Genomic DNA, 15,260 nt, shown 5'->3' on the forward strand with positions numbered 1-15,260 from the left:
AACTATCTACCTCCTAATCTAGCTGCAGATAATTTTACAGCTTCTATAATTTTTATATATCCTGTGCATCTACAGAGATTTTCTTTAAAAGCCTCTCTAATTTCATCTTCACTAGGAGATGAATTTCTATTTAAAAGAGCTTGTGTAGTTATAATCATGCCAGGAGTACAATATCCACATTGTACAGCTCCAACTTCTATAAAAGCTTCTTGTATCGGATGAAGATTTTCTCCATTAGCAAAACTTTCTATAGTGTATATAACTTTATCTTCACAGTTCCTTGCAAGAAGTTTACAAGATTTTATATCTACTCCATCTATCAAAACTTTACATGCTCCACAACTGCCACTATTACAACCTTGTTTCGCTCCAGTTAGATTTAATTTTTCACGAAGTACATGCAAAAGAGTTTCATTCTTTTCAACTTCTACTTCATACATGTAATCATTAATATTTAATTTTATTTTTTCCATTTTCTCCTCCTACAGATAAACTAATGTTGTAATAGAATATTATTACAAGCTTATTTTCATATTAGTATAAGCTATTCCACTTATGTCCTTCCATTCTATTAGTTACATTAGCTCTTTTACATAATTCTTCTGCTGCATGCTGAGCATTCAATAAGACTTGTTCTTCACTTTCAATTGTAGTTACTCTACCATTTTCAAGTATTATATTTCCATCAACTAAAACACTTTCTACATTGTGCATACTAGCTGAGTATACCAAAGTTGATACAGGATTGTGAAGAGGTATTGATTTTGGAGAAAGCATTGAGTTAAATATTACTAAATCAGCTTTTTTTCCTACCTCTAAAGAACCTATTTCATCTTCCATTCTAAGAGTTCTTGCCCCCTCAATTGTAGCCATTTCAAGAACTTTTTCTGCAGAAATTGCAAGAGGGTCGCAGTTGTTTACTTTATGTTGCAAAGCTGTTAATTTCATAAGCTCTACCATATCTTGTGCATTGTTACTTGCTGCACCATCAAGACCTAAGCTTACATTTATCCCTTTCTTTAACATTTCTGGAACAGGTGCAACTCCAGAAGCAAGATACATATTACTTGCAACGTTATGAGAAACTTTTATATCGTACTTTTTAAGCATTTCCATGTCCTCATCAGTTATACATACACAATGCACTGCTACAACTTCTGGGCCTACTATTCCCCATTTTTCAAGTAATTTTATATCTATTTCCCCATGTATATCTTTTGTTGCTGTTCTTGCAAATTCAGTTTCAGAAATATGAACCGTGAAGTATGAATCATACTCTTTGACTATATTCCAAAGCATTTTACCCATTTCTTCAGATATAGCCCACATTGAAGAAGGTGCTACACAAATTTTTATTCTTCCATTTTCTGAATTGTGATATTTTTCAAATACTCTTCTCAAATCTTTTTCAACCGTTTCCACATCTTCTATAAGCTCTTTGTGAATACCTAAATCTATACAGCCTCTACCCACTACTCCTCTTATACCTAAGTCTTTATATGCTTTTACTATTCCATCTGTAAGTCCTGGTCTATTATGTGTATGCATATAATCAACCATTGTAGTTATACCACTTTTTAAACCTTCCATACATCCAAGCATTGCAGCATCATAAGTATCTTGTTCTGTTAAGAATTTTGCTGATGGAAACATCATTGTGTTTAACCATTCATGAAGTGCCATGTCGTCTCCTAGACCTTTTAATAATACTTGGAATAAATGATTATGAGTGTTTATAAATCCAGGGAATATCACTTTTCCTTTAGCATCTATAACTTTTTTAACGTCAGGATACTTCACCTCAACATCAGCTGTATTTCCTATATCTAAGATTCTGTCACCTTGAATAGCTATTGCTCCATCAAATATAACTTCTCTATTTTTATTAACTGTAACAACTATTGCATTCTTTATTAGTATATCAATCATCTTAAATCCCCCTTATTTATACTTTCATTACAACATTTTATCACATAGCTTTCTCATATCATATCTAATACATTTATCCAATATTTTCCTCAAGATTTGAAGTAACGTTTTCAGCCTTCTTACTTCCTTTTAGTTTAAATAGTGTTTGAAGTAATATAGCTATTATTGCTCCAGAAACTATACTTGAGCCTCCTAGAACAGTTCCAATTGTCGCTGGAAATTGGTCTAAAACTTGTGGAGCAGTTGTAAGACCCATGCTTGTTGCTATAGATACTCCTGCTATAAGATTGTTTTCTTCAGTAAAACCATCCATACTCATAATAGAGAAACCAGACATCGCTATTGATGAAAATACTACTAAAGTTGCTCCACCAACAACACAAGATGGTATAGTTGTCATTATTGCTCCTAGTGCTGGAGATATTCCTGCTAGTAATAATACAAGTGCTCCTAATGCTATTACGAATCTACTTGTAACTTTATTCATAGATACAATTACTGTGTTTTGGCTGAATACTCCAGTTGGAAGAGCTGCAAATAGTGATGAAATTATAGAAGTTACAGAGTTTCCTAAAACAACTGATGATAACTCTTCATCAGTTACCTCTCTGTCCATTGCACCTATTGTTGCTATTGTACACGCACCCATCATATCAGCTATACCTATTATGTAAATAATAGTAAACATTACTATTAACTCTGGTCTAAATTCCAATCCAAAAGCCGCTGGTGTTGGTAAAGATACTATAGCTGCACCTTTAACTGCAGAAAAATCAACTAATCCTAAAACTAAAGATATAGCATATCCTACTAATATCCCAATTAATATTGAAGAGTTTTTAACTAAGCCTTTACCATACTTATTTATCATTATTATTACAAAAGCAACTATAACTCCTACTATAAAATTTATTGGACTTCCAAACGTTTGTGCACCTTCTCCTCCTGCTAAATTCTTTATAGCTGTTGCAAATAATCCAAGTCCCATACATGCTATTATAGTTCCAGAAACTATAGAAGTGAATATATGTCTAATTTTCTTAACTGCAAAGCCTACAAAGAATACGATTACCCCCGCAGCAATTTGTGCTCCAAATAAAGCTGCTAAGCCATCTTTAGCTGCTACAGAAAGACAAGCTCCTAAAAATACATAACTCATTCCCATCATTACAGGTAATCTTGAACCTAATTTAAATCCTTTAAATAAAGGTATTGGATATAATTGTAAAAACGTTGCCAAACCTGCTGCTAACATAGAACCTTGAATCAACATCGTCGCTTGCCCCTGGTTAAGTCCTACCACGTTTGCTATTAATATTGCAGGCACCATATTTCCTACTATCATTGCTAACAAATGTTGTAAAGCTAAAGGTACCGATTCCTTTAGTGGTGGTATCCCATCCACATCATATTTTGAAGTATTACGTGTTTTCATAAAATAAATCCTCCCATACATAAATATCTTGACTAAATATTTTATAATTATTTTCTATAAATATTTTTATGACCATGAATTTATTGCTCAACCGATAACCACAGCTAAACTGAGCTATTTTTATAAAAAATTAACAAACGTGCAAATATACCCTCCCCGATTTTCTTTTTGACTAAACATTAAATGTCTGATGTATACTCTTTATTAAATTTCTTATTAAAATGAATAGCTATCTGAAGTAATCTAACAATCTCATAATAAGATAATTTAAACAACCCCTTTAAATTATCATTTTTTAATTAGCCTTTTCCATAACAGCTCTTTCTTTAGCTTCATCTTCTAGACTTTTATTTGGTATTATTAGATTTAAAACAAATGCAACCAATGTCGCAATTACTATTGGAGATTCTCCAAATACTAATTTTATAAATGGAGGAAATGCTTCCTGTGCTGCTGGAACTGATGTTATTCCCATACCTAAAGCTATTGCCAAACCTACAATAGTAATATTCCTTGATGACAATTCTTCTGTAATAATTAACTTTATACCTGTCATTGTTATCATACTGAATATAGATATTGTAGCTCCTCCTAAAACAGAGTATGGTATAGTTGTCATCAATGCACCAAACTTAGGTACAAACCCCGATAATAACATAAATATACCAGCTATTCCAAGTACAAATCTACTTATTACTTTGTTCATAGCTACCATACCTACATTTTGACTATATGATGATGGTGGTAAACCTCCAAACAAAGCGCCTATCATAGTGCAAATTCCACTTCCTATTACTCCACTTGACAATTCTTTATCTGTTATATTTCTATCCATACCTCCCATTGTAGTAGCTGACAAATCTCCAATTGCTTGAACAGCATTGATTATACTTACAATTACTACAGAGATTACTACTGGTATATCAAATTCCAATCCGAATTCAAGTGGCTTAGGTATAGCAAACCAAGCTGCCTCTCTAATAGGGTCAAAATTTATTATTCCCAAAACTAAAGATACACAATATCCAACTATAATTCCCAAAAATATTGCTGCCAATTTTGCATACCCTTTTGCAAATTGGCTAAGACCTATAACTACCACTAGTGTTATAGCTGCTACTGCCCAATTTTGCATAGAGCCATAAGTAGGACTATTTACACCACCTGCCATATAATTTATTGCTATAGGATATAAAGATAATCCAATTGTAAAAACTACTGTTCCTGCAACTATATTAGGAAAAAATTTTCTTATCTTTTTTATAAATATTCCTATTAATACTGTAGCTACTCCCCCTATTAATTGTGCACCCAAGATGCTCGCTAGTCCGTAACTTCCTCCGACTGCTACGAGTGTTGGCACATAAGTAAAGCCGACTCCAAAAATTATAGGCAATCTTGAACCAATATTTCCTATTGGATATAGTTGTATAAGTGTTGATATTCCAGCTATTATTAATGCATATTGCACTAAAAGTGTTATTTGTGTAGCACTAGCACCCACAGCTCCTCCAACAACTATAGGTACTGTAACAGTTCCAACTATCATCGCTAGTATATGTTGCATTGATAGTGGTAAACACTTTAAAATTGGTGGCCTTCCATCAATATCAAACATAGAAACACTTTTTTGATATTTACTCAAGGTTATCACTCCCAACTATTTTTTAATGACAGTTATTATTATCTCACACAACATCCTTTCTTTTTTTATTTTGCCATCTTAATTTAATATGAAGCAATTATAATGCCAATATTTTAACAAAATTGTTTTACATATATAATTTTTATTATATTTGTTAGTATTTGATAATTTGATAAACCATTTCTTTTTTTAAATTCTTTTAAATTTTTTTTATTTTTGGATAATAAAATCTTATTACAAAAAAATCACTTGGAAAATAGTTTTTCAAGTGATTTTTATCAATTTTATAATTTCAAATTTTAGAATTGAGAATTAAAAGCATAATTACTATACATCTATCTTTCTATACAATGTTGCTAGCGATATTCCAAGTTTTTTAGCAGCTAACTTTTTAGATTTAGTATCATTTCCATAAAACTTTAATACCTTTTTTATATATGCTCTCTCAAATTCTTCAAGGGTAAGTATATCTTGTTCCATATTTATCTCATAGTCACTTTCCTCAAGCAACTTTATATTTATTTTGTTTAACTTAAAATATTCAAGTATCTTTCTATTTATTATACCCTTATGTATTATCCCATCTTCCTCAAGAAGATTTAGAGCTAATTCTATAGTGTTTTCTAATTCTCTTATATTTCCTGGCCACGGATATTTAAGTAGCATATGTTCTACATCTGGCTCTATATGGTATACATTTTTCTTCATTTTCCTTGAATATTTATCTATAAAATTATTTATTAATATTTGTATATCATCTCCCCTTTCTCTAAGAGGAGGCACTTCTAGAGGTATTACATTTAATCTATAATATAAGTCTTCTCTAAATTTATTTTCTTTAACCAACTCAAATAAATCTCTATTAGTAGCTGATATAATTCTAACATCTATATCCATTAATTCATTTGAACCTATTCTTGTAAACTTCTTTTCCTGTAACACTCTCAAAAGCTTTGATTGTAATTGAATTGGCATATCCCCTATCTCATCTAGAAATACAACTCCTCCATTAGCTAATTCAAATTTACCAATTTTGCCTTTTGAATCTGCCCCACTAAAAGCTCCTTTTGTATACCCAAAAAGTTCACTTTCTAGCAAGGGTTCTGGTATAGCAGCACAGTTTATAGCAACGAATGTTTTATTCCCTCTGTTTCCTGCGAGATGAATGGCTCTTGCTATTAACTCTTTTCCAGTGCCACTTTCTCCAGTTATCGCTACAGTAGAATCACTATTTCCAATTTTACAAATTCTATTCTTAAGAGCAAGCATTACATCAGATTCTCCAATTATAGAGTCTACTGTTGTTGTTCCCCAAATATTGTATACTTCCATTCCACCATACATTACTGAATCACTGTGTTTATCCATAAAATATCAACTCCAAATAAATATTATATATAATCATCATTCAAATTATCTATTTAATTATATCATAACAGAAAAGCTTAGTTATAATTTTACAATAATATTTTAATTTTCAAATGAAGCTTAATAAAAAGTATACCTACTTAAATTTTAATTTAACAGGTATACTTTCTTTATTTTGCAAGCATTCTATATTAAATAAGCAATTGCAGTGCCATATTTAATATCTAAAATAATTTCCAAAACTTTTCATTTATTACTTTTATATAGTTCTTGCATGCTTAAAATTATTTATTACTTTATACAATGTATTTTTATTATTTTTATTATTCTTATTTTTAAAATTTATAATTAAAAATTATTTTTTTCAAATCAGATATGGTATTTTTTATGTCATCCAATCTTACAGTTTTTGCTTCTATAAATTTACCTTTAAATGACTCCAACAATTTCCATGAGCTGTAATTTTTATCTTTTTTGATACAAGGATATAATAATATACATCTTTTTGCATTTTCATACGATGTTATATATGCATACATCTGATATATATCACTTGACCTATAGAAAATATTTGAATCCACTTCAATAGCTTTCCATTTTGTATCAATTATGATTTCAGATTCATATTTTGAATCATATAAAACTATATCGGGCCTTAAATTAAAAGTTTTCTTTCCTGTTTGTTCATTTTTTAAAAGGAACTTACTTTTATCTTGTATATAAGTTTCTCTAAATTCATTATTCCATATACTTTTTATTAAGTTTCCTATATATTCTTCATATAAAATGTTTATTTCAAATAATATAGAAAATGCATCTTGATTATTTTCGCTGTTATCCATCGATAAATTTAAAAGTATAAGTTTGGCCAATGAGTAACAATCTTTAAATCTATCATTATTTTTATAAAATTTGTAATCTAATAGTTCTTCTCTATTTATATAAGCTAAATCTACATTATAAAAATAACTCAAAATTTTTTTTATCTTATTTTGAATTAAATTATCATCTATTCTACATAAAATAGACATACATGCCTTTTTTAAAACTTGATTCAAAAAATTATTTTCGCTATACTCATCATATTCACATTTTATTTTCATTGGAGATATATTTTTTTCTCTTGCATATTTACTTATTAATATCTTACCTTTTACAACATTTGAATTATCTATCTTATTTATATATTCAAAATAAATCCCTCTCTTAATTTGCATTTGCATACTTTCAATAAAATACAGAACAAAAAAATTCATGAGATTATAATTTTTTAAACTTGATTTTATATTTTCGTTTATTATAATTGGAATCTTATTACATGTAGAAAGCATTTGTAATAGCATTTCTCTATCTTTTACAGTATTATTACTTAATGACAGCTTTGGAAGTATCTCCAATATTACATTTTCAAAACATATAACTCCTACATAATTTATGAATCTCAGTTTTTTATATCTGATATCTATTATATTACTCTTTAATACATCATTATTATTATCCAAATATTTAAGTAATTTTTCATATTCAGTTTCTGTGAGCTCATTTTCACCATTACCTACTTTTATCCATTCATAAGTTTCCTTTACATATATATTTTTACTCATATATATTTTTTAACTCCTCAATAGATATATTTCGTTTTATATAATAATTAACTTTACTTTCCATTATTGATGAATTATTATTTTTAAATAATTTAGATGCTGTGATTTCTTCCTTATAAACAATATATTTATCCTTTTCATTTTTACCTATACCACCTAAAATAAGTCCTACTTTTTCTGAGTCATAATAGAAATATTCTTGAAGAAGTGGTATTATTTTTTTTCTAAATACGACTACTATATCATCAATATTTTCTACATTTAGTAAGTAAGCCTGTCCAATAACATGGTCTCTATCATATAAAAACTCTATTCTCTTATTGATTGTATACAGCATATTTTTAACATCTATTCCATCTACAACAGGCAGTAACTCATAGTCTGGCATAATTTCTTCAAAATCAAATCTTCTTCTCAAAGCTATATCTAAAAGAGCTATGGATTTATCTGATGTATTCATAGTACCAATTATATATAAATTTGGAGGTAGGGAAAATTTTTCTTTTGAATATGGCAGTTTGACAATAGTTTGATTTGATTTAGTAAGTCTTTTATCATCTTCTAATAATGTTATTAATTCGCCAAATATTTTAGAGATATTCCCTCTATTGATTTCATCTATTATTAAAACATATCTTTCTGATTCTTCAAAATTAAAGTTCTCAACATCTTCTATATTATCAAACACCAACATCTTTTTTCTTGCCTTTATATCTTCTATAGTTAAAGTATCTTTTTCTAGCTCAAAATTTAACTTCTTTTCAAGTTTCAACCCATCATAACATGCTTCTATAAATATGTCCTTCAATATACCATCTTCTGGCTTAAAATTACCTTCACCATCAGACTTGAGACCTTCTATAAATTCTTCATATCCATATGATTGATGAAAAGTACAAAATTCTACATTATTTTTATAATCTACATAACTTGTACAATCATTATTTTTTAAACTAGTTTCATTTATTAAGTTATAAGCTATTTGTTTTGCGTTATATGTTTTACCAGTCCCTGGTGGACCATAGAGTATGGTATTTAACGAAATTTTATTAGTATATCTTTTTATATACTTTTCAACTAAATTATTATTTTCAAAGATAACCCATGCATTTCCATCAATATTCTCTTTTTCATTTTCTATCCATTCTACAGGTAAAAAACATCCACCTTCTGAAGTAGTTATTTTATCTTTATCAAAACCTTCTTTAACTTGACAAACACCAAATAAGCTTTTCATTGTATGGTCATTTTCGTAAATTACTTTTTCGCTATTATATACTAGAATATAATCATCTGTATTTATATTTTTCAAGTTTTCTAATTGTTCTAAATTAGTAGGTTGAATAAATAGTTCTTCATTCTCCACACACTTATCTACATCTATATAATAATAGTTTTTTAGGTACCATTTATTATTGTCACTTTCTTCTATTCTTTTTTTTAATGATTTATTATCTTGTAATTTAATAATGTCTAAATATGTATTTATATCTTCATTATTTAATTTATAAAACTCACTAGTATATATTTTACAATTTAAAACTGTATCAAATGTGTACATCCATTTTATAGGTAATGTATGACCCAAAATATGACTTAATTCATAACCATTTTCAAAACTTTCTTCAACAATACCAATAAGGACACTATACTTAATTTTTCCTTCTACATTTTGATATGCCCTATATAGAAAATAATCTCCTTTTTTAACTGACATAAATTTTTTTATAAAATCTTTGTCATTACAGTTCTCATTAATGTATTTTTCGGATTTTTTTCCCATATTAAGTACTTTTTTTAAATTTATTTTTATATCAAATTCTAATGCAATTATGCTTTCTTCTTTAAAAACTTGTGGTGTATCTGTCTCTTGATAAAAAAATTCTTCCATTAACCAATACTCTGTAACATTTATATTTTCAGACATATACTTCTCCTTAATATCTAAAATACATTAATTATATAACATTCCCACTTTAATCTTTCCATCTAAATTTTCTTTTAAGTATAAAGAAAATATCATTTCATAGCCTTCTTCTGCCTTATTTTGAATATTGTTCATCAAATCATTTAATTCAACTAGTGAAAATTTATTATTTCCTTCAACAAAAACTATACCTTTTTTCCCAATAAATTCTTCACCAAAATGTTCCATCTTTTCAAATAAAATATCTACTATTTCACTGTGCTGTTTTGAATCTTCAAATTCTTCAAAAGAGTACTTAATCCCTTTATCACTTATAATAGCTTCTTTTAAATCAGTTATATCTATATTTATCATACAAGAATCTGAAATAGACTCTATCATAACATTCATCAAATCAACAAATTTCAAAATACTATTTTCATTGACTTTAAATTCTCTATTAATTCCTAAGTCATCTTTATTTTCTTCTTCTGAAGAATTTATACCTATAGATAAAATTCGTCTTTCATTAGACATATATGAAATAGCTTTTATAACTTCTAGACTTTGTTTATCTTCAGTTGAATATGCTAAAAATAATATATCAACTCCATCTAAAAGACTTCTAACATATTCTTTTTCAACCTCTTGATTCATAGTAATTCTTTCTATATCCATATTTATTTTTACTTTTTCTTCTATTTCATCTATTATACTAATACCTTCAACTCCAACACCAATTATCTTAGCATTCTTATTAACATTTTCCATTATAATATGTATCTCCTTAATAATTATTTAATTTTAACATTTTTAAATATTATATCATATTTTCTTCATAAAAATATTTTAACTCTTTAGCCTTATCATAAAGTAATTTATTCATAAATTTTGGTTCTACAACTTTAGCATCTTTCCCTATTGAAAATAATGTAGATATCCACCAATCTATTTCTTCATACTTTATAAGTTTACTAATTGTTCCACTTCCATTTTCATTTAATTCTATATCCAAATCTAAAAAACTTCTAGTTATTTTAGAAATACCTTCTTTTGTGAGTAATATATGTAAGTGGACAATTTCACTAGTTTTATTAGTAATTGCCATCTCTTCATTTAACTTACTATATACTGTATCTAGCCATTTTTTCAAACTCATACATGCCTTTTTGCATTCTCCTAATTTTTTAATTTCTAGTACTTTATCTATACGAATTATTGTGATACTATCACTTTCATAGTCATACACTGGCGAAAACCAAAATCCTTCATTTAAATATATACCTATTGGGCATATTTTTTTCTCTAGCAATTGATTTCCAGATTTATATTGAATATTCAAAACACAAGAGTTTGATGAAGCCTTGAAAAATTTAGTTACAATATTAATATCAATATTTCTATAATTAGCTATAAACTCAATATATTTTTCAATGTTATTTATACCTATTTTTGCACTACTTTCACGATTATAATTTATTTTTTTAATTATAGAATCAATTTCTTTTTTTATGTGTGAAAAATTGTAAACTTGTAGTGACTTAAATGCAAAAACTATAGACATAACTTCTTTTTCTGTAAATATAACAGGAGGTATATAGCTATTGTTTAATACTCTATAACCTCCATTTCTACCTTTTTCTGCTTGAATTGGAAGTCCCATTTTATTTAATTCTATTAAATATCGTTGAATAGTTTTAGTTGAAAGATTAAACTTCTCTGACAACTCTTTGATTGTAAACTTTTGTCTATCATTAATATATGTCCAAACATCAGTTAATCTCTTCATCTTTGACAAATAAAATCCCCCTTATAATAATACTATTCTTAATCCACACTAATTTTCAATCTACAAACTAACGTTCTTCACTCTAAAACTTAATGTCAATGATATTTCTATATTTTTTCATTAAAAAACAAAAGAATGGTACTCCTACCAATGTTACTACTACAAATTCTCCAAAACCTACTTGTATCATCGATAATATTAAAGGAAGTCCAAAAAATATATTTAGCATTAGTCCAACTACAATTGCATTTATAATAGTAGGCCATATAGAAGCTATAATTAATGTGCTCTTATTTTGACCTCCTAACTTACTAGTAATATAGACTAAACTTGCACTTATAAATGTGGCAAACGTTCCAAAAATTATATCAGGTACACCATATGGACCTATTACATTTGCTAAAAAACAACCCAATGTAAGACCTACTATATATCCCTTATCTAAAAATGCTAGAAGCATCATAATCTCTGCTATCCTAAATTGTATTGGTCCATAACTTATAAATCCCAATGATAAAGTTAAAACTGCATAAATTGATGTAACAACTGCTGTTACTGCTATATTGATACTATTTCTTCTCATATACCTCTCCTAGTAAAAATTTTATTGCTAAAAATTAATAACATAATTTTATTTTATACAAAATTTATAAACTTAAACAATAATTTCAAATAAATAAATTACTTTGACGAACTATTTTATTAATCTAATTTATATTATACAATAGAATACATATAAAATTAAATAGTTAGATTTTAAATATATGTTATAATTATCATATATTTGGATTAAAATAAGTTTATATCTTAATTAAAAACATTAAAAAAGAGCCTTAAAATTAGGCTCTAATAATTTATTTTAAAATCAATGAACTCTAGTATCTTTTAATTTAGATAATATCATCCAAGTTCCTACACAATCAATTTCTAGTTGTTTCTCTATTTCATCATATAGCATTTCTTGATATGATGTATTTAAAACAACATTTTCAACAAGTTTAGAAATTTCTTCTTCTGCGAAGTCAATTTCTATTTGATTCTTCATTTCCTTAAAAAATACCCTTGCTTTCCTCTGACTTATTGAACGACCCTCAAAGCTGACTAAACATTCTAAAATGTTATTATCTCCTCTAAAATTATTTACTGCTCTCATATTATTTAGATTTCCAGCCAAAACATCATCCCCTTAGTTAATTTTATATTTTACAAGTAAGATTTCATAATATTATAATAACTACTTATTAAATATCTTTCAACAGGTATAACATAACTGGTTGTTTAACATGTAAAACTAGTCTAAAATCTGTATAAAATACTTACTTATTCATTGCCATAAAAACTTTTTCAGGTGTAATAGGAAGTGTATTTACTCTAACCCCAACACCATTAAAAACAGCTTCTTGTATTGCTGGTAAAGGTGTATTTATAACAACTTCTCCAACAGATTTAGCTCCAAAAGGTCCTGTTGGCTCATAATTTTCAACAAAATCAACTTCCACATTTCCAATATCACATCTAGCTGGAATCTTATATTGCATAAATGTGTTTGTATCCATGTTACCTTTTTCTGTATATCTAACTTCTTCAAACATTGCCATTCCAATACCTTGAACAATTCCACCTTCAACCTGTATCTTTGCTAAGTTTTTATTTATAACTGTTCCACAGTCCACTATGGCTACATAATTTAATAAATCAACTTTTCCAGTTTCTTTGTCAATTTCAGTTTCTGCAAAACCAGCTATAAAAGGTGGTGGTGATACTGGACTACCATGAGATGCAAGCCCTATTAATTGATTAGTATTTGGTCCAATTGTAGAGTCAACTGCTATATCAAACAATGAAGTACTGCATTCTCTACTAGTTAATTTTATACCATCAAATTCTACTTCTTCTTTATCTACACCTAGTTTATTTGCTCCAGCAGATATTATTTTATCTCTCAAGTCTTGAGCTGCTTTAACTACTGCCATTCCAGTTACATAGGTAGTACTTGAAGCATATGAACCTGGGTCATATGGAACCAAGTCTGTATCTGCTGATATAACTGTTATATTTTCAATACTTGTCTCAAGAATTTCAGCAGCCATTTGTGCTAAAATTGTGTCACTTCCTGTGCCCATATCAGTAGAACCTATCATAAGTGTATAGTCTCCGCAGTCATTTAGTTTTATTTCAGCTGAGGATTTGTCAAGACCTTGTATACCAGAACCCTGCATAGTAATTGCCATACCCACACTTCTAACTTTTCCATTTTCAAGATGCTTACAAGGATATTTTTCATCCCATCCGATAAGTTCTTTACCTTTATTTATACATTTTACTAAGTCTACACTATTTAAAGTTTTTCCATATGCAAAGGTAGTTTCACCTTGTGTTACTACATTTTTTAATCTTAAATCTGTTGGGTCCATTTTTAATTTATCAGCTAACATATTTATAGTTGATTCAACAGCAAAACAACCTTGAGAAGCTCCATACCCTCTAAGTGCACCGGCTGGCATTTTATTAGTATATACTACATCTGCAACAAACCTTGTTGCTTCAACCTTATTATACATTGGTAAAGTCTTCTCCCCAACTAGACCAATAGTTGTAGAAGCATGTTCTCCATATGCTCCTGTATCTGAAAGTGCATTTATATCTATAGCTTTTATTGTTCCATCATTAGTGGCACCTAGTCGAACTTTTAGTTTCATTGCATGTCTACTAGTCGAACAATTAAAAGTTTCTTTTCTATCATATATTATTTTAGCTGGTTTACCTGTTTTTAAAGTTACAATAGCTGAAAAAATCTCAACACAAGCAGTTTGTTTACCACCAAAACCACCACCAATTCTAGGTTTTATAACTCTAATTTTACTAGCTGGTAGTTCTAATGCACGGGATAGATGCCTTTTAACATGAAATGGTATTTGAGTTGAACTTACTACAACTAGTCTTCCAGCATGGTCTAAATAATTATATGCTCTATACGTCTCCATCATTGCATGGGCTTGAGCTTGAGTATAATATGTTTCTTCAATCACTATGTCACAATTACTTAATACTTTTTCTATATCACCTTTTGTATAGTCATGATGTGACACTATATTCTTTTCTCTCTGCATGCCTATTTCAAAATTACAATGTCTATCTTCATCATGTACTATAGTTTTATTTCCGATTGCCTCTTCAAAATTCAAAACAGGTGTTAGTACTTCATAATTTACCTTTATAAGATTCATTGCTTTAACTGCACTTTTCTCATCTATAGCTGCAACTATAGCTACCTCATCGCCAACATATCTCACAACATTTTCAAGAATTAGCCTATCATAAGGTGATGGTTCTGGATATGTTTGACCAGCAAGTGTAAATCTAGATTTTGGTACATCTTTATATGTTAAAATACATTCAACACCATCAACCATTTCTGCCTTTGATGTATCTATATCTTTTATCTTTGCATAAGCATAAGGGCTTCTAAGTATCTTTACTATTAAAGCATCTTTTGCTGCTAAATCATCAGTATATACAGGTTTTCCTGTTGTTATACTCATTCCATCTATTTTTTCAATTCCTTTTCCAACTATATTCATATT

General features: G+C 28.4%; 12 protein-coding genes. All 12 read right to left on the reverse strand.

Annotated features, from left to right (window positions below):
• Window positions 1-2: 2 nt before the first annotated feature.
• Window positions 3-473 carry a (2Fe-2S)-binding protein gene (locus KGF41_RS03890; RefSeq protein ID WP_227434737.1) on the reverse strand — a complete coding sequence of 157 codons (471 nt, stop codon included), beginning with the start codon at window positions 471-473 and terminating at the stop codon, window positions 3-5.
• Between the two features lie 61 nt (window positions 474-534).
• Complete coding sequence (locus KGF41_RS03895; RefSeq protein ID WP_227840342.1) at window positions 535-1,929, reverse strand: amidohydrolase; 1,395 nt, start codon at window positions 1,927-1,929, stop codon at window positions 535-537.
• A gap of 73 nt (window positions 1,930-2,002) precedes the next feature.
• Window positions 2,003-3,364 (reverse strand): uracil-xanthine permease family protein, encoded by a 1,362-nt coding sequence (locus tag KGF41_RS03900; protein WP_227434739.1) that lies wholly within the window; start codon window positions 3,362-3,364, stop codon window positions 2,003-2,005.
• 295 nt (window positions 3,365-3,659) lie between these two features.
• Window positions 3,660-4,982, reverse strand: coding sequence for a uracil-xanthine permease family protein (locus KGF41_RS03905; protein ID WP_413840489.1), 1,323 nt, complete (start codon window positions 4,980-4,982; stop codon window positions 3,660-3,662).
• A 354-nt stretch (window positions 4,983-5,336) separates the two neighbouring features.
• Complete coding sequence (locus KGF41_RS03910; RefSeq protein ID WP_227829400.1) at window positions 5,337-6,377, reverse strand: sigma-54 interaction domain-containing protein; 1,041 nt, start codon at window positions 6,375-6,377, stop codon at window positions 5,337-5,339.
• Between the two features lie 335 nt (window positions 6,378-6,712).
• Complete coding sequence (locus tag KGF41_RS03915) at window positions 6,713-7,981, reverse strand: McrC family protein (protein ID WP_227841593.1); 1,269 nt, start codon at window positions 7,979-7,981, stop codon at window positions 6,713-6,715.
• Window positions 7,974-9,908, reverse strand: coding sequence for an AAA family ATPase (locus KGF41_RS03920; protein ID WP_227841592.1), 1,935 nt, complete (start codon window positions 9,906-9,908; stop codon window positions 7,974-7,976). The genes KGF41_RS03915 and KGF41_RS03920 overlap by 8 nt, the downstream gene beginning before the upstream one ends.
• A gap of 27 nt (window positions 9,909-9,935) precedes the next feature.
• Window positions 9,936-10,658 carry a cell division protein gene (locus tag KGF41_RS03925; RefSeq protein WP_227841591.1) on the reverse strand — a complete coding sequence of 241 codons (723 nt, stop codon included), beginning with the start codon at window positions 10,656-10,658 and terminating at the stop codon, window positions 9,936-9,938.
• Window positions 10,659-10,707: 49 nt separating this feature from the next.
• Window positions 10,708-11,676 carry a WYL domain-containing protein gene (locus KGF41_RS03930; RefSeq protein ID WP_227842005.1) on the reverse strand — a complete coding sequence of 323 codons (969 nt, stop codon included), beginning with the start codon at window positions 11,674-11,676 and terminating at the stop codon, window positions 10,708-10,710.
• A gap of 82 nt (window positions 11,677-11,758) precedes the next feature.
• Window positions 11,759-12,259, reverse strand: a complete 501-nt coding sequence (locus KGF41_RS03935; protein WP_227841590.1) for a QueT transporter family protein — start codon at window positions 12,257-12,259, stop codon at window positions 11,759-11,761.
• 282 nt (window positions 12,260-12,541) lie between these two features.
• Complete coding sequence (locus tag KGF41_RS03940) at window positions 12,542-12,850, reverse strand: hypothetical protein (RefSeq protein ID WP_227829405.1); 309 nt, start codon at window positions 12,848-12,850, stop codon at window positions 12,542-12,544.
• 142 nt (window positions 12,851-12,992) lie between these two features.
• Entirely contained in the window at window positions 12,993-15,257 is a 2,265-nt protein-coding gene (locus KGF41_RS03945; protein ID WP_227841589.1) for a molybdopterin cofactor-binding domain-containing protein, read from the reverse strand.
• Window positions 15,258-15,260 lie beyond the last annotated feature (3 nt).

Source organism: Clostridioides sp. ZZV14-6150, from assembly GCF_020657875.1.
Classification (GTDB): Bacteria; Bacillota; Clostridia; order Peptostreptococcales; family Peptostreptococcaceae; genus Clostridioides.